Source organism: Malacoplasma muris, assembly GCF_046774425.1.
Taxonomy (GTDB): domain Bacteria; phylum Bacillota_I; class Bacilli_A; order Mycoplasmatales; family Mycoplasmoidaceae; genus Malacoplasma; species Malacoplasma muris.
In genome coordinates, this window is record NZ_CP177248.1 from 1,035,907 (window position 1) to 1,054,179 (window position 18,273).

Here is an 18,273-nt window from a genome sequence, read left to right on the forward strand (position 1 = left end):
ATGAAGTAAAACATTTATTGTGTTTTAACTTCATATTTTTTTATTAAATTTCTTCTATAGTAAATTCACCAAAAAATTTATCTAATTCATTTTTAATTAATTCATAATTAGATTTACTTAAATAAAAGAAAACTGGTTTATTAATATATCTTAATAAAAAGATAAAATTTGAAATAACACTAAATGCACATAATTCAAGTTCATTTGTTTTTTTATTTACAGAAACATATGCACCCATGTTTCAATAATGATTATTTTTTCTATTAAATAGTCTAGCATTCATATTAGACTTATATTCTTTAATCATTTCTAAAATTGTACTTTCATATATTTTTTCATCTGGATTATTATAAACCATCAATAATGGAACAGGTCTTTCACTTGGCACATATGACAATTTAATATAATGATTATCTGATGTACTAGATATATTAGGTGATGACACAAAATCCTTTTTAGCCTGTTGAATTCCAAGTTTATTATTTTTAATTAACAATTCTATTGTATTCAAAGCATCTTCTTTAATTTTAATTATTTTTCTAATTTCTTCTGGTGTATTACCATCAATGTTAACATATTTATTTTCATAATTATATGGTTGCAATTCAACATCATTATTTTCTAAATTATTATCTACAACATTTTTATCTATATTTTCTATTACATCAATATTTTCATATGTAGATGCATTATTATTTGATTCATCAATTACTTCAAAATTTTCTTGTTCATCTTCATATAGGACTAATGTATCATGTTTATCTGTATACTGATCAGCAACTTTTGATAATTCATCATCAAAAGTATCATTAAAATCATTATGATGTTCTGGCTCAAAATTTTTAATAACTCCATCTTCTAAATCAGTATTAATAACTTGTTGTTGTTCCATTACTGCTAATTCATTCTCAAGTTGCTTTTTTATTTCTTGTAATTCTTCAATTTCATTATCAATATCAGCAGGGTATTCTTTTAGATAAATTTCTTCATCTTTTAATTTATCCATCTCTTTAATTTTATTAATAATAGAATCATCCAACTCTTCTGATTTATATAAAGCCGATGGAACTTCTTTATCTCCAATAATAGTTTCTACTACTTCTTCAAGATATTTATCTTCTTGCTCGCTAGAACTTAAATCAAATTTGCTTTCAGAAACACTATCTAATAAACTGTCATCATCATCTTCATTCAATGTTGACTCATATTCATCTTTTATAACATCATATAAAGAATTATCATTTTCCTCTAACATGATTTGATCTAATTCTTCTTGTGTTGGTTCTTCATCAACATCAATAACATCTCTAATTACATCATCTAAATTATCTTTATCATTATTTAATGGTTCATCAATTGGTAATCCATCATCATCTGAATTATCAACAATATCATTATCTTCAACTTCTATTTCTTTATCTGACAATTCCATATTAGAAATATCTTCATCATCATCTTCATCATCATCATCTAAATCCAAAGATAAATGATTATCACCAAAATGCTCTTTTGTTATATCAGATATTTTATCAGTATCATCCAATTCCATATTGTCAGATGATAAAGAACCCTCATAAGTTGTTGATAAAACTTTATCAGATATAGATTCTGGATCATTAACATAAATATCTTTATTAATTTCTTTTTTCTTAATTATACTATGCAAAGTAAATAAGATAATATTGTCATGAACATTTAATAATGAAACAAATTCATTACTTGAAAGAACTTTACTATTTAATGTATTTACTACTTTTTCAGATTCTTCTTCTAATGCAAAACAAATAACTTGTTTTGAAAACATAATAGATTTAATTCCAGGAGCAACAATTTCATTACCATTATTTCCATAATTAATATAATTAATATTTGATTCAAAATCATTAAATAAAAAATTACCTCTTTTATCAATAGGAAAAACTATAAGATCAATTAATCCATCAAATTTATATAAATCATTTAGTTTTTCTTCTGATCTTAACTCATCTATTCTTTCTCTTAAACTATCATAATTTTGTCTAGTCACATTATGTAATTTATTAATGAATTCAGTATACAAAGTGTTTTCAAAAGTAACTGATTGAATATCTTTATACTCAACCAATGAAAAGATTTTAACATTATCCCATTTTAGTTTTTTTGATTTTATTACAAAATCATAAATTGGAGCCAAAGATTCATCTCAAATTAATCCAATTCTAACACTTGGTTTTGACTGAATTATTTTTTTTAATACCTTAATAAATTTTTTAGCAACAACTTTATAATTACGTAAAGTTATAATTTTTACTGCCATAAAATGACTCCTTTAGATGTAAATACATAAAATACCTTATTTTATTATAATATGAATGGTTATTCATTATTCAATATTTTATCTTGTTAATATATATGAGGATAAATTGTTCATAAATTAGAACATTAATACAATGTATTTTATTAATTATTTTCTAGATTAAATTTTTCCATTAATAAATTTAATACTAATCACTTTTTTATTAAATTTAAATTTGCCTGATATTTATAATCATTAAAATCAATTTCATTAAAAAAATTCTCAAATCCATTACAAAACATAACCCTATTTAAAGGAAATACTTTTATATATCTTGAACATACATTAGTTAATCTAATTAATTCTTGAAAAACATTATCATTAATCACAATAATTTTGTTTCTAATAGAAATAATGTATTGTTTTAATTTATTAATTAATTTATCTTGGTATACAAACATATCAAAATATTTATCATTTGCATCAACACTAAAAGATCAATTTCTTTTTAATAAATTATTCTGAATTTCTATAACATTAAGATCAACTAATATTCTTTCTCTTTGATCTCCAATTTTAATTGTTTTAAAATAGAAATCTAAAAAAACATATCCATTAACTTTTTGTAAATTATTTAATGTAATACTATTATTAACATTTTTATTCTGCTTTGTTCTTATCAAAGAAATGTTATTAATTTTATTCTTATATACTGATGATAATAAATCAACATCATTTGCGCTTTTTCATTTTAAAAAAATATTATACATTATTTTTGCATCATACAAAGCGTCATGAAATTGTTCATCTATATTATCTATTTTAAAAAAATTAGCTAATTTTTTAAGTGCTCAAACATTTTTATTAAGAGTAATTTTTTTTCACTCATTTTGTATATCTATAAAATAACAATTTAATTTTTTATTGAATAATTTGTTATGAAGTGAATTTAAAAAATTAAAATCAAAAGGACTATAACTAATAAATACACATCCATCTACAAATTTTGATATTCTTTTCATTATTTTATTATTATTTTCACCTTTATTGATATTCTCTATATTATGATGAAGTATTGTCTTTATATGATTAGATAATTTACATTTTGGATTAGAAAATCAATTAACTTCTTCTACTGTACCATCAACTTTAAGCTTTATAGCACCAAATTGGACAAGCCTTTTTGGTTTATCATTTGCTTCAATGTCTACAAAAACTATATCTTTATTTTTTGGATAATTAAACATTAATTGCTCCTAACACATACAAAAAATATTATATTACCAAATACAAAGTGTATTTAAGATTTTATTAATAAAATAAATATTATTAATTATTTATATGCATGAATAATAAATAATATAATGTTAATATAATCAATAATTATTATGGAGACAGCAATGCAAGAATATGTTAAAAGAGTTTGAGATAGTTGTATAGGAGCAGATTTAAAAGAAGGTTTTGATGCTTTTGGGTATCCAATAAAATTTAATGAATATGGTTTGAAATCAAAACATGGGTGAACAATTGATCACACATGACCACTATCACCAAATGGAATTGATTATGCTAATGGTTCTGAAAGTATGCAAAATTTGCAAGTTCTATCAACTAAGGCTAATAACAAAAAGGGGAATCAGGTTACTGGAAAAATAAATAATATAGTTTTTGCAGTTACAAAAGCATCTATTGATAAAAACAAAAATAATATTGGTAGAATGAAAATTCAGAAAAACAATAAATGATATTGAGCATATAATGATTGAAAAAAATAAAAAACATCCTTAATATAGGATGTTTTTTTTATTACAATTTAATGATTGTTCCGCTTGTTCCTTCTAAAGCTTCTTTTAATTTGTCTAATTTAGCAATAATTGCTTCTCCACTTGGATTCTTTGATACAAATTCTAAAGCAGCTTGAATTTTTGGTAACATGCTTCCTTCACCAAATTGTTTTTCTTCTATTAATTTTTTTGCTTGACTTGATGTTATTACAGATAATTCTTCTTGATCAGGTTTTCCAAAATTGATACATACTCTATCAACTGCTGTAAGAATAATAAATTTGTTAGCTTTAATCATAGAAGCAAATTTTCCTAAAGCAAAATCTTTATCTATAACTCCATCTACTCCTGTTAATGTTCCATCATCTTCAACTATTGTAGGAATTCCTCCTCCTCCTCCAACTATCACAACATTATTAGTAGAAATTGATTTTTCAATAGCTTCAAATCCTAAGAATCCTAAAGGTAATGGACTTGCAACTACTTTTCTAAATCCACGTCCTGAATCTTCTTTAATTGTTGAATTTGGATTAGCATTTTGAGCTTCTTCTAATGTTGAATAGAATGGACCAACAGGTTTAGTTGGATTTTGAAAACTTGGATCATTTTTATCAACAATTGTTTGAGTTAAAAAATAAACTGGATTTACTGAACTTTTCTTTGAAAGAATTAATTCATTTTTTATACCTGTTAATAGATGATATCCAATATAACCTTGACTCATACCACCAGCTTCTGCAAATGGTAATGAAAATTTATTTTTTTCAATTCTATCAGCAAATGTATTAACAATCATTCCAACTTGTGGACCATTACCATGTCCTACTACAACTTTTGTAGATGGACCAACAAGTTCAGCAATTTTTTTAGATGCAACTTTAACTAATTCTTTTTGCTCAATAGGATTATTTCCTAATGCATTACCACCTAAAGCAATAACAATTGTACTCATGGACTAATATCCTATTGTAGCTAATATGATAGCTTTAATTGAATGCATTCTATTTTCCGCTTGATCAAAAGCTTTATTATATTTTGATTGGAAAACTTCATCAGTAACTTCCATAGCACCTGTAGCTACTACTGGAAATTTACTACCAAATTTTTCTTTAATATCTTTACCAAAAATTGTGTGATCATCATGGAAAGCTGGCAAACAATGTAAAAAGATTACATCTGGTCTTGCAGCTCTTATCATAGCCATATCAACTTGGTAATTTTGTAATTCATTAATTCTAGGTTCAAATAAACTATAATCTTCACCTAATGAAACTCAAACATCTGTATAAATTACATCAGCATTTTGTGCTGCTAAAATTTTATTATTACTAAATGTCAATGAGCCACCATTTAATCTGAATAATTTTTCACATTCAGAAATTACTTCTTGTCTCATTTGTGATTTATATGAGTCTGGTCCACATAAAGTAACATGCATTCCAGTGAATGCTGCACCAATTAAACATGAGTGACCAATGTTATTTTTATAATCACCAATAAAAACAAGTTTTTTACCTTTTAAGTTTCCAAGTTTTTCTTTCATTGTCATGAAATCTGCAATTATTTGTGTAGGGTGTTCATCATCAGTTAAACCATTTCAAACTGGTACACCAGAATATTTTACTAGAGCATCTACATCAGATTGAGCAAAACCTCTAAATTCAATACCATCATAAAATCTTCCTAATACTTTAGCAGTATCTTCAATTGATTCTTTTTTACCAAAATTTGATCCAGCAGGTCCAATATAAGTAACTCCTGCTCCTAAATCAAATGCTGCAACTTCAAAAGAACATCTTGTTCTTGTTGAATCTTTTTGAAACATAATAGCAATATTTTTTCCAACTAGTGGTCTATTGTTAGTATGTAATCCTTGATATTTTGATTTTTTTAAATCAATTGATAAATCTATCAAATAATTAACTTCATCAGTTGTGAAGTTTAATAAAGAATCTAAACTTCTTCCTTTTAAATTTACTGGCATATATTTCTCCTTAATAATACCTAAGACTAATTATAAATATTATTTAATTTTTTTTATATTTTTTGATTATTAAAATTTTACTTTTTAGATACTGGTTCTCTATACATAGGCATTGACATACATCTAGCTGAACCCATACCTAAAGATAATTGGTTTCCTGTAAATGATAAAACCTTAATTCCTGCTTTTTTTAAAGCTTCTTCAGTTTTTTTGTTTCTATCATATCCAACCACAACACCTGGAGCAATTACTAGATAATTAGTACCATCAAAGTGTGTTTCAATATCAATTTCCATTTGTGTAGCATCACTACCTGCGATTGGAATCATAACAGGTTCTTCACCAATTATTTCTCTTAATACAGTTTTAATATCTTTATTTTGTTCAACAGCTTTTATTGTACTAGCTGTTAAATCAATATATCAAACCTTTAATACACTTAGCATGTTTGGTGAATACAAAAATTTATTTGTATCTAACATTGTTAATCAAGTATCTAAATGCATTAAATTTGGCATTGGTGGAACATTAATAGCAACAATTTTTTCAAAAGTAGAATCTTTATTTGCTTTAATATTTTTAGCAATTGTTTCAACTGTTTTTAATGTAGTACGCTCAGATACTCCCATTACCAAAGTTTTTTCATTATAAATAAATACATCTCCACCTTCAATAGTTAAGTCCTTACCTTCATTTCTACTGAAATATTTAGGAGTGTTTTTGTAATCCTTATGATGTGTAAACACAAAGTCAGCAAAGATAGTTTCTCTTTGTCTAGTCTTGTATTTCATTGTATGAATACTTGCACCATTACCAATAGATGCATATGGATCCCTTGTAAAGTATAAATTTGGCATAGGGTCTACAATTAATTCTGGAGACTTACTATCCACTTTTTTTCCTGCAGCTACAAGTTCTCTTGCAGTAATACCAGACATCATTAAATCTATCATTTTACGAGTTGGTTTGAAAGATAAAATATATTCTTTCACCACTTGTCGTAATTCTGATGTTAATTTTGGTTCACTTTCATCTAATCAACGTTCTATGAATTCATTTTGAACTTGAGAATTTGCACTATCATATGTTTCAGCAACAATGTCAGCAAGTTCAATACATTCTACGCCATTATCTTTTAATACTTTTGTGAAAGCATCATGTTCTTTTTGTGCTGTTTCAACTTCAAGTATTGCAGAAAATAACAATTCATCTAATCTTGTAGGAGTTAGATAAGAAAGTTCTTTTCCTGGTCTATGTATTAAAACTCTTTTTAATACACCTATTTCACTGTATACATTAATTTTGTTTTCTAGCTTATTAGCCATAATATTTTATCCTCCATTATATATACATATATATTCTATATCTAAACATATAAAAGGTATTTTTTTTGTATATAAAAATTTAGTAAAAAAATATGCCTTTTACAATAATGTAATAGACATATTTATTAAGAATAAAGACTTTTAATTTTTTAAATCTTTTTTATTATTCTTTTCTTCCAATTTATTTCCTGAATTTTCTTTATTATTTTGATTTTCTACTTTTTTTAAATTTTCTGCCTTGCTTATTTTTTCTTTCTTTTTAGCAAGCAATTCTTGTTTTTTTAATAATGCTTCTTCAGGAAGCTTTAAATTTTTGTGAATGTAGTCAATTTGTGGTTTTATGATTGTTTCAAGTAATAATAGTGATTCAACAATTAAATCTAATTCTTTCTTATTTTTTTTAATTATGTTGCAAGCAACTTCATATTGTTTTTTAATAATTTTGTCAATTTCCTTATCAATTGAAAGAGCTGTAGTTTCTGAGAATAGTCTTTGTTGATAAGGGTTTGCAACTCCTTCTGATGGAACAAATTGTGTCATACCAACCTCTGACATACCAAGTTGCATAACCATTGCTCTTACTACATTGGTAACTTTATACAAGTCATTTGCTGCACCAGTTGAAACTGATTCTTTTCCATAAACAATTTCTTCTGATGCTCTACCACCTAATGTGCTTGCTATCATTCCAAGTAAATCAGATTTTTTTTGTATTGATAACTCTTGAATTTCTGGAACTGACAAGGTGTATCCAGCAGCTTGACCTCTTGGAATGATAGTAATTTTTTGCACTACATCACCACCCTTTATGTGTAATCCAACAAGTGCATGTCCTGCTTCATGATATGCTATTTGTTTCTTTTCTTCTGGAGAAATCACTTTTGTTGTTTTTGCAGGACCAGCTATAACTCTATCAATTGCTTCATCAATATCATCAGTAGATATAGAATTCTTATTTTTTCTAACAGCTAACAGTGTAGCTTCATTCAAAGTATTTTCAAGTTGTGCTCCTGAAAAACCTGGAGTTCTTCTAGCTATATCATCAAGATCAACTGATGAAGATAAGTTTTTATTTCTTGCATGTATTTTAAGAATAGCACTTCTTTCTTTAATATCTGGTAAGTTGACTTGTATGTGTCTATCAAATCTTCCTGGACGCAATAATGCTTCATCTAACACATCCAATCTATTAGTAGCGGCCATTACAATAACACCACTTCTATTGCTAAAACCATCCATTTCAGCAAGTAATTGATTTAATGTTTGATCAGCTAATGAACCAGATGTTGTTTCTAACTTACCACGTTTTGAACCAACTGAATCTATTTCATCAATGAAAATAATTGCAGGGGCTGCTTTTATAGCTTTATTAAATAAGTCTCTAACTCTTTTTGCCCCAACACCAACTAACATATCTTCAAAAGCAGAACCTGATACTTGAAAAAATGGAACTTCAGCTTCACCAGCAACTGCTTTTGCTAATAATGTTTTACCTGTTCCAGGAGGCCCATATAAAATAACACCTTTAGGAACTCTTGCGCCCATAGCAACATATTTTTCTGGTCTTTTTAAATAATCAACTACCTCAATTAACTCATTTTTTTCCTCTTCAATTCCAGCAACATCTGTAAACTTAACTGTGGATTGAGCAATTTTAGCTTGTGATTTACCAATACTAAATACATTGTCTTGCCCCCCACCTTGAGCAGCACCTTTCATCATTCTTCATAAAAGAATAAAAATAATAATAGGCAATAAAAGTGTTAGTAAATTAATAACTATACTTCAATCAAAACCGCCTGATGCCATTCTAGTATTGTTTTGTGCACCAATAAATTTAGTTGATAAAAGTGTATTTTGATCTGAATAGTCTTTAAATTGAATTTCACTATTATTTGTTGTTGTATCAGTAGTTTTTACTGCATATTTGACTAATCCTTCTGAAGTCTCAACTCTTACATTTAATAAATCGACATAAAAAGGTGTATTAGGATCAGATGGAGTAATAATATTTACCAGAAAATAAAAACCTGTAAAATTATTACCTGTTGTTACTCTTAATTTAGTAGCAGAAGCATCATAATAAAAAGATAAAGCATCACCTTTAAAAATTGTTCTTTTTTCTGTTCTTTCAGGATTAGTATAAATTGTAAAAGAATCTGCTGTTGGTTTAGAATCTTGATCTTTAATATTTCCTGAACTATCTGGGATACCAGCTATTCCATAAAAACCTACTGCACTTGGCCCTGTGGCAAATAAACTAACAATAATTCCTGCTGCAATCCCTGCAACAATTAAAGTAATAACACCAATTATTAAAGGTTTTTTTCATCTACCAGATTCTGGTTGATCTTTTACTGATGGTTGATTCAAATCTCGTGGTTTATTTGGTTCACTATAATTAGATTTTTCATTTTTAGGTTTTTCATTTTTATTTATAAGGGAACTAAGTAATTTTATTTTCATTAATTTTATCCTCCTACTTTTTTACTTTTTTAAAAACACCAATATATGGTAAATTTCTCAATTTTTCTTGATAATCTAGTCCAAATCCAACAAGAAATTTATCTTCTATATCAAAACAATAGTAATCTGGTTGAAAATCAACTTTTCTTCCAGCTTTTTTATCCAATAATGATAAAACTTTAATAGAATTAGGTTTTCTTTTAACTAAATATTCTCTAACATATTTAATTGTGTATCCAGAATCTACAATGTCTTCTAATAGTAAAACATCTTTCCCTTCAATATCTGTATAAATATCAGTAACTATTTCTGGTAATCCTGTTGCTTTTTCAGCGCCTTTAAAACTACTAACTACCATAAAATCCATTATTAAATCAGTTTTTACATATGAAATTAATTGTCCATAAAAAGGTATACACCCTTTTAGAAGGCCTATTAAAACTAAATCTCTACCTGTATTTGAATAGTTATTATCTATTCATTTTGCAGCTTTTTTAATACCACTTTTTATTTTTCTCTTTGGAATTAAAATTTCTTCTATTCTATGGTCCATAACTAAATCCTAAAAATAATTATTATTATAAAATGATAACACATTCAAAACCATTAATATAATAATATAAAAAGAATGCAAAATAACATTGCATTCCTAATAATTAATCTTTAAAAAATGTTAATCATTTTAAATCATATAATGCTGAAACATTTGTATTATCATCTAACAATTTCATTTGATCACTATAAACATTATATCTAACTTTATTGTCTTCAAATATTAACTCATAAACCATAACTCTGTTTGCTGATTCTTTTTCAAAATGATGTATTTTACATCATTTTCTTTGTAAAACATCAAATTCACTAGGAATGTTGAAATAATATTTTTTGTTCATAAAAATAATTCCATCATATTTTCAAACATCCAGTTTTTCATTAGTTGCTGGTGAATAGTACATTGACTCTAAACTTATTTGATCTGTTTGCTCTTTAAGAGAACAAGTTAAAGAAGATCTTAATCCATATCTAACAGATCCATTGATAATATAATCTTTAGCTTTATATGATTTTATTATTTTATCTGAATTTGCATTTTTAATGTCAATATATGTACCATTTCCATTTTCATCAACACCAAGAATTTTATTTTTAACATTATGTTTTGTAAATTCAATTCAATTTCTTGAAAATAATAATCTATTTTCAACTTTATCAGAATTTGTTAAAGAAGAAAATTCAGCTAGTACTGGAATAGTATTCAATTTAGAATTAGTTGTAAATTTCAATGCAATAGAATCTAATGGTTTATCAAATATATTGTTTTTTTCTATTTCTAATAATCTATCATCAATACTTTTTAACAATGTTGGTGATTTATTTGGTAATAGTTCTTTTTTATTAGTCAAAAGGGAAGATATATATGAGCTTGAAAATGTTGTATTAGCTGATGCATCTTCATCATTAACAACTCTTTTATTTTTTTTACTATTTGAGTTTAGAATTTCATTATTTTTTTCTTGTAGAGATGATGTTGAATAAGTCAAATCACTATAATTATGTTTAGAAAAATCTACAAAATTTTCATACTCATCTTTTTTATTTTCATCTAATTTTATAGAATCTAATGAATTAAAATTTGATGCACTTTGCATTATATTTTGCCCAATTTTTGAATTAATAAAAATTGTTTTTTCTCTTTCAAAAACATCTAAAAATTCATTATATACATTTTTAGTAATGTTTTTAAGAAGATAGTCACCATTACTTGTTTTAAATAAAAATGAATTTATTTTTTTGCCTTCAATAAAAGAAAACCCAAAAATATCTTGATAACTATATACACCATTTACAGGTAGATTGTATTTATTTGATGTGACAAAAACTTTCTCATTTGTAAATGAGATAAATACTAAATTTTTCTTTCATTTATAGTAACAAACTAAAGCATATTTTGTTATTTCATTCAATGAGTATTTTTTTTGTATTTGACTATATAAGTCATTAACATTAACTCTTTTATTAAAATCTGCTTTTAAGGTTGTTACATCAAAATATATGTTATCAATATTTGACATCTTCTTTCCTTACTATGTAATATTATAATACTATAGTACTTTGTTTATTAAATTTATATTTTAAAACAAAATAAATATAACTTAGCATCAATATATTATTATCATATATAATAAATGATTTAGTTAAATTATTAAGAGTTCATATGAAAAAAATTACAATTACTAAGAATGATAATGGAAAAGAAATAAAGAAATACATGATAGAAAAATATAATTTATCATCATCAAAAATTGGCAAAATGATTGATAAAGGTTCTATAAAAGTAAACAATTCTAAAGTCACATTTAAATATATTTTAAAGGAAAATGATGAAATAAAAATATTTGGTCTTAGTGATAAAAAAATAGATTATACATTTTTAAAAATCAATTATGGTTTACATATTTTTTATGAAGATGAAAATATTTTAATAATTAATAAAACTAGAGGTATTCTTTGTCAAGAGGATGCAAAAGAAAAAATACAAACTCTTAATAATGCAATAAAAAAATATTTATATATAGAGAAAAAATGGAATCCTAATAATTCAGATGATTTTATTCCAAACTTATGTCATAGATTAGATAAATATACTTCTGGACTAATAATAGCTGGAAAAAATAAAAAAGCATTAACAGAAATAAATAATGCTTTAAAAAATAATCAAATTCAAAAAATATATTCTTGTCTAGTTTATGGAATTATGAAAAAAAAAGAAGATACTTTACAAAGTTATATTATGCACAATGATAAAACAAATTTGATGGAAATAGATAAAAATAACAAATTTAATAAAAATATTATTACAAAGTATAAAGTAATTAATGAGTATGGTGATCACTCTTTATTAGATGTTCAATTATTGACAGGAAGAAAACACCAAATTAGAGTACATTTAGCAAGCATTAATCATCCATTACTTGGTGATACAAAATATAACAAAATTAATACTCTAAATTTTAAATATCCTTGTTTAGTATCTAAAGAAATTAGATTTCATTTAAAAAAGAACTCATTTTTAAGTTACTTAAATAAAAAAACATTTATATTAGATAATTTTAAATTTGTTTAACATATTTAATATTTTCAATTCCTAAATATTTGAATTCATTTTGTCTATGAAATTCATAGCTTAAAATTGCAACACAGTTAGATAAATTAAAACTTCTTACATTCTCGTTCATAGGAATAAAAAATACTTTGTTTTTATATTTTAACAATATTTCTTTTGTGATACCTGTAGACTCTTTACCAAACACTATATAAATTTCTTCATCTTTGTTTTCCATTTTTAAATTTAAATTAAATGAATTTATATTTCCTCTTTTAGAAGAGAAAAATATTTTTGATTTATCATTAATATTATTTAGATTTTCAAAATCATTTCAAGAATTATATTCTTTTAGATCTAAATATTTTCAATAATCTAGTCCTGCTCTTTTTACAGTCTTTTCATTTAATATAAAACCATATGGTTTAATCATATGCAATTTAGCATTAAATCCAACACAATTTCTAGAAATATTTCCAGTATTTTCTGGTATTTCTGGTTCATACAAAACTATATTCAACATACTTATCATCCTTTTTTTTAAAATAAAAAAATACTTAGTATACACTAAGTATTAGATTTTCTTATCTTTGATCAACATTAATTATTCTAAATTCTACTAGTAACAATAGAATCCCACCAATTAAGCTAAGACCAGGAATTAAAGTTAAAATTCAAAAAACAAATCTTGGTAATGAACCTCCCTTTGGTTTTGCTCATAACAAATAAAGAATTGAAGGAATTCAGAAAAGTCAAAACATCATTAGAATAACTAGAATTATTCTTATCGTTCTATTCATACTACACACTCTTTCTTTTTTATAATTAAACTATACTATTATATGATACAAAAATAGTTTTTCAAAATTTATCTATTATTTTCAATATCTTTTATAGCATGTTCAATAAGTTTATTTATTATAGAAGATCTACTTTCCCCAGTTTCATCTGATAGTGCTTTAATTTTATTTACCAAATTTGGTTTTAAATATATATTTGTCTTTATATCTAATTTTTCCTTTGTAGAAATAAATTGTTTAACTTTATTATTGTCAAATGCATATTCTTGTTTTAAAGGTATAGATTCTTTTTGCATTTGAACAGTTTCATTAAATGTATACATTTTTTTCTGTTGTTGTTCTTGAATTTGTTTTTTTATTGGCACATCACTATCATAATCAATATCAAGATCATATTTACTATCAAAACTTGCTGGATGCTCTATTTTTATTTTTTCATCTATATCTTTTTTATATTCTTTTTCTTTTTTAATGACAGTTGTAGATTCAGAAGTTTTTAATGAATCATTATTTTTATTAAAAATATTTTCTTTTATTATATTTTTTGGCTTATCTTCTATTATTTTTTCATCTTTTTTTTGTTCAGAAATAATTTTATTTGATTTTAAATCATCAGCAAATGATAATTTCTGAGTAACAACTGTTGATTCAATGTTACTATGTTCTTTTTTGATACTATTTAAGTTACTAATACTAATATCATCTTTAAAAACTTCAGTTTGGTTTTTTTCTTCTTCCACATCATCTGAAAGATCAGTAAATTTTCATTTCTTCTTTGCCATAAAAACCTCCAATTAATCTTTATTTTCTTTTTTATCTGAATAATTAAAATGCAAGCATGGTGCCTCAGAATTTTCTTTTTCATTATTGAATGTATTGTAATCAGTTACTGAGCCATAAATATTAATTTTTTGTTGATCATTTTTTTGCTTGTTTATATTTGCTTCATAACTATTTGCATTATCTTTATTATTAAATTCAGTTAAATTATTATTAGTAGTGCTAATTTCTATTTTAGATAAACTATTAATATAATTAATTATTTCTTCCTTTAAAAACATATATTCGTCTTGATATTTACTTTTTACAACACTTAAAACAATTGGAACTTTTTCATATCCAACAGAAGCTGTTGATTTAGTTGAAGCTGATATAAAAGTTTTAGTAACATAAACATTTTGTGATGTTAATTTAGGTCTTATATTATGTTCTATAATCTCATTATGAATAGTTACTCTTGTGTTAACCTTTGTTGGAACAGCAATTACCTTCATATTTGCATTACCTTTATTTTTAAATTCTTTAGTAGCATCTACTATTCTTTTTAATCCAAGTATTGCATACTGATCAGGTTCAAAAGGAATAATAGCAACATCACAAACAGATAAAACAATAGCGACAACTGTTGACATGTTTGGAGGTGTATCAATAATTACATAATCATAGACTTCATTTAATTTCTTAAGTGTCAATTTTAAATCAGATTGTTTTATTTCATTTGATTGCACATAATAATCAAAAAAGTTTAAATCATCATTTCCAGGAATAATAAATAAATTTTTTCTTTGTTCAACAATACAATCATTTAAATGGCAATCATTTCTTAAAAAATCAATAATTGTATGAGTCATATTATTTGGATTTTTTCCAAATGTCGCAATAACGTTACCCTGACCATCTAAATCAACAATAATCACTTTTTTATTTGATAGTGATAAACTAGCTGCTAAATTAGTCGATAATGTAGTTTTTAACACTCCACCTTTATTATTAACAATTCCAAAAATCATTCTTTCCCCCATAATCATAACTTATAATTGTGTAATTAATTATATCATTGTAATTAAATATGTAATTAATTACAATTACATAATTGTTAATATAATTTTGATCACCAATAGTATGTATGAAAGCTAGTTTATTTTAGAAATAACCATTAACATAAATAATTTTTATACAAACAACTAAGTTCACATAATCAAAAAGTAAAATCGTATTTTTTGATTAATAATTTATCTATATATATTATTTACATATAAATACATAATTAATTACATAATTAATTATGTATTTTACTTATAAATTACGTAACTAAATATGTAATTAATTATATCAAAAATTACTTTTTAGTAATTCTTAAATGATTAAATCCAGTAAAAATTAGGCTATGATCAAATCATTTAAAATGACTTTTACACAAATTTTTAACATTTTTTATTGAAATTAACATAATTTTATGATATTTTACTATTACTTTAGTAATAGTAAAAATTATTGTTTTTTAGTGGAAATTAAAGTGTGGAAAATCTAAAAAAATTTATTAGAAAGATTATAAAAATGTGATATTATAGAGTTGCTAAAAATGAAACAAACTAAAATATATAAAAATTTGCAAAAATAAAGCATTTTAAGAGATGTTTCAAACAAAATAGTGTTAATATTCATTTGATAAAAAATATGTGTTTATTTTGCACTTAAAATTAAAAATTTAATTCTGTATTAAATTTTACATATGTTACGTAATTGATTATGTAATTATAAATAATTACGTAATTATTACTTTTTATGAACATTAAATTAATTATTTAAAAATATGAAAAAACAAAATAAAGTTTGTTATTAAATTATTTAAATCTTGTTTTATCAAGTTAATAAAAATATATTACTTGTCTTATATTTGTCTATTACCATATAAAAATGGTAAAATTAATAGTGTTTAATTAATAAACACAAAGAGTATTAATTATAGAAAGGAAAACTATGACTAATAAAAATGAATCTATTGGCAGCAACCAAGTTTCATTTAATAGAGATCAAGTTATAGTACAAGAAAAAAATAACAATGAAATTGGTTATAAGAGACTTGTATTAATGTGAGGTCTAATACTATTAGGTTACTTCTTGTTTGTTGTCCAATGATATTCTATTAGCAATTTTAGTGGTGGTTATGGTAAAAATATTGGTAGCATTTCAAATGCAGCCTTAAATGCAATGCCAAATTGAACCATTACACTAATGCGTGGTGTTGGATCAGTACTAGCTGGATGGTTAATGGTTAAGATTGGACACAAATATTCTGTTATTACTGTTTTAAGTTTAATGGTGCTATCATTTCCATTTATAATATTTGCATCTATAAGTGGAATTGGTAACCCAACTCCAGATGGTTCTGGTGGTGAATACTATCCTGTTAATTTTGGAATGTTTTTATTTTGACGTTTATTTTTAGCAATTGGTGGTACTACATTAATTACATATACAAACTCAGTAATTGCAAAAATGCCTGTTGCAGAAAGACCAAAATATTTACGTATTAATCAATTTGGTTTTAATGGTGGGGCTTTATTTGCTAACATATTTTTTTGTTTTGGTATTTCAAAAGTTATTAATGGTGGAGATGCATGAATTTATATCCTTTCTGCATTTGTAGTTTTGATAGCAATATTATTAGTAATGTATTTAATTTTTGGTAAGGAAGTTGTACCTGTACAAAGATCTCTTAACAAAAATGCTGGAAATATTACTGATGCTAATGAATTAACTTTTGGTAAGGTTCTTAAACAATCATATACTTGAAAAATGAGTACAATTTTTATTGTTTGACTAGTTGCTGTTGTGTTTATTAATAGTGGTTCAATGAGAAATGTTATTGAACAATCTCCTGCAAACTTCAAAGCTCTTGTAGAGTGAAATTGACTAAACCAAGAAAGTTTAAAAACAATTGTTAATGGTGAAGCAAAATACAGTTGAGCAGATGCTATGGCAAAAAGTACATTATCTACTAATTCATCTGTAGTTGTTGGTTCAGGTTATGAATGAGTATGACCAACTTTTATATGTATGTTTGTAAGTGGATTCTTTGTGGGTTTATTTATCATTGCTCCATTTAATAAAACTATTTATAAAAGAAAATTCTTTATCCATTTAATGTTTGCTATAGGTTATGTATTTGCATTTATGTCTTTAATGATAGGTTATTTTGGAGGTTATAATAACAAAGTTGCTTTAGCATTCTTCTTAATATTCATATTCATTAGTGGTATATTCTTATGATCTGTTCAACCAGTATTATTAACTTTATATCAACAATGTCCTCAAGCTAGTCCAAAATATGCTGGTATAATTGCTGGTTTAATTTGAGGTATTGGATATGTAGGATATACAGTTGTTGAATTGTTACTATCAGTAGCATTATCATATGCAAATCCATTCCCATTTGCTGGAAACATTAAAAGTGTAATGGATGCTCTTGTACAAGCAAATACAGATGGTAGTTTAACAGCTAATCCAAGTTTAATATTTGGCAATTCTACATATATGAGTTTAGCTAAATCTACTGAAACTGCTGGTGCAATTATAGTATGAATTGGATTTGCTATTGTTTGTGGATTAGTATTTTTACCTATTCAAATGTTACCTCCTGCTGGTATTAAAGATAAAGATGGAAACTTCATTCCATTTACTAAAACATGAAAACCTTGAGAATGAAACTTCAAGAAAAAAGAAATTCTTATCCAATAATAGAATAAAAAAATA

Annotated in this window: 15 protein-coding genes; 3 read left to right on the plus strand and 12 right to left on the minus strand. The window is 24.7% G+C overall.

What is annotated here, in order from left to right; genetic code table 4:
- Window positions 1-43: 43 nt before the first annotated feature.
- Window positions 44-2,296 (minus strand): hypothetical protein, encoded by a 2,253-nt coding sequence (locus tag ACLFO7_RS04360; RefSeq protein WP_412032283.1) that lies wholly within the window; start codon window positions 2,294-2,296, stop codon window positions 44-46.
- A gap of 143 nt (window positions 2,297-2,439) precedes the next feature.
- Window positions 2,440-3,522, minus strand: coding sequence for a 3'-5' exonuclease (locus ACLFO7_RS04365; RefSeq protein ID WP_412032284.1), 1,083 nt, complete (start codon window positions 3,520-3,522; stop codon window positions 2,440-2,442).
- A gap of 153 nt (window positions 3,523-3,675) precedes the next feature.
- Between ACLFO7_RS04365 and ACLFO7_RS04370 the strand changes: the two genes are divergently transcribed.
- On the plus strand, window positions 3,676-4,050 hold the full coding sequence (locus tag ACLFO7_RS04370) for a hypothetical protein (RefSeq protein ID WP_412032285.1): 375 nt from the start codon (window positions 3,676-3,678) through the stop codon (window positions 4,048-4,050).
- Between the two features lie 31 nt (window positions 4,051-4,081).
- Here the strand turns inward: ACLFO7_RS04370 and arcC are convergent, their stop codons facing one another.
- The 6 genes from arcC to ACLFO7_RS04400 all read right to left on the minus strand — a co-directional run bounded on the left by arcC (window position 4,082) and on the right by ACLFO7_RS04400 (window position 11,906).
- Entirely contained in the window at window positions 4,082-5,011 is a 930-nt protein-coding gene (gene arcC, locus ACLFO7_RS04375; RefSeq protein ID WP_412032286.1) for a carbamate kinase, read from the minus strand.
- 3 nt (window positions 5,012-5,014) lie between these two features.
- Window positions 5,015-6,043 carry an ornithine carbamoyltransferase gene (argF, locus tag ACLFO7_RS04380; protein ID WP_412032287.1) on the minus strand — a complete coding sequence of 343 codons (1,029 nt, stop codon included), beginning with the start codon at window positions 6,041-6,043 and terminating at the stop codon, window positions 5,015-5,017.
- A 77-nt stretch (window positions 6,044-6,120) separates the two neighbouring features.
- The gene (locus tag ACLFO7_RS04385; RefSeq protein WP_412032288.1) at window positions 6,121-7,368 is read right to left on the minus strand and encodes an arginine deiminase family protein; all 1,248 of its coding nucleotides are present in this window, start codon (window positions 7,366-7,368) and stop codon (window positions 6,121-6,123) included.
- Window positions 7,369-7,509: 141 nt separating this feature from the next.
- A complete protein-coding gene (ftsH, locus tag ACLFO7_RS04390; RefSeq protein WP_412032289.1) occupies window positions 7,510-9,834 on the minus strand; it encodes an ATP-dependent zinc metalloprotease FtsH in 2,325 nt (774 codons plus the stop codon).
- 13 nt (window positions 9,835-9,847) lie between these two features.
- Complete coding sequence (gene hpt, locus ACLFO7_RS04395; protein WP_412032290.1) at window positions 9,848-10,387, minus strand: hypoxanthine phosphoribosyltransferase; 540 nt, start codon at window positions 10,385-10,387, stop codon at window positions 9,848-9,850.
- Window positions 10,388-10,490: 103 nt separating this feature from the next.
- The gene (locus ACLFO7_RS04400) at window positions 10,491-11,906 is read right to left on the minus strand and encodes a PH domain-containing protein (protein ID WP_412032291.1); all 1,416 of its coding nucleotides are present in this window, start codon (window positions 11,904-11,906) and stop codon (window positions 10,491-10,493) included.
- Between the two features lie 143 nt (window positions 11,907-12,049).
- Between ACLFO7_RS04400 and ACLFO7_RS04405 the strand changes: the two genes are divergently transcribed.
- A complete protein-coding gene (locus tag ACLFO7_RS04405) occupies window positions 12,050-12,958 on the plus strand; it encodes an RluA family pseudouridine synthase (RefSeq protein ID WP_412032292.1) in 909 nt (302 codons plus the stop codon).
- On the opposite strand, the gene ACLFO7_RS04410 is transcribed toward ACLFO7_RS04405, so the two are convergent.
- The 4 genes from ACLFO7_RS04410 to ACLFO7_RS04425 form a co-directional block, all read right to left on the minus strand.
- Window positions 12,945-13,460 (minus strand): tRNA (cytidine(34)-2'-O)-methyltransferase, encoded by a 516-nt coding sequence (locus tag ACLFO7_RS04410; protein ID WP_412032293.1) that lies wholly within the window; start codon window positions 13,458-13,460, stop codon window positions 12,945-12,947. The genes ACLFO7_RS04405 and ACLFO7_RS04410 overlap by 14 nt on opposite strands.
- 61 nt (window positions 13,461-13,521) lie before the next feature.
- A complete protein-coding gene (locus ACLFO7_RS04415) occupies window positions 13,522-13,737 on the minus strand; it encodes a hypothetical protein (protein ID WP_412032294.1) in 216 nt (71 codons plus the stop codon).
- 68 nt (window positions 13,738-13,805) lie between these two features.
- Window positions 13,806-14,519, minus strand: a complete 714-nt coding sequence (locus ACLFO7_RS04420; RefSeq protein ID WP_412032295.1) for a hypothetical protein — start codon at window positions 14,517-14,519, stop codon at window positions 13,806-13,808.
- A 12-nt stretch (window positions 14,520-14,531) separates the two neighbouring features.
- Window positions 14,532-15,527 (minus strand): ParA family protein, encoded by a 996-nt coding sequence (locus ACLFO7_RS04425; protein ID WP_412032296.1) that lies wholly within the window; start codon window positions 15,525-15,527, stop codon window positions 14,532-14,534.
- Between the two features lie 970 nt (window positions 15,528-16,497).
- Here ACLFO7_RS04425 and ACLFO7_RS04430 point away from each other — a divergent pair.
- Window positions 16,498-18,258, plus strand: a complete 1,761-nt coding sequence (locus tag ACLFO7_RS04430; RefSeq protein ID WP_412032297.1) for a permease — start codon at window positions 16,498-16,500, stop codon at window positions 18,256-18,258.
- Window positions 18,259-18,273 lie beyond the last annotated feature (15 nt).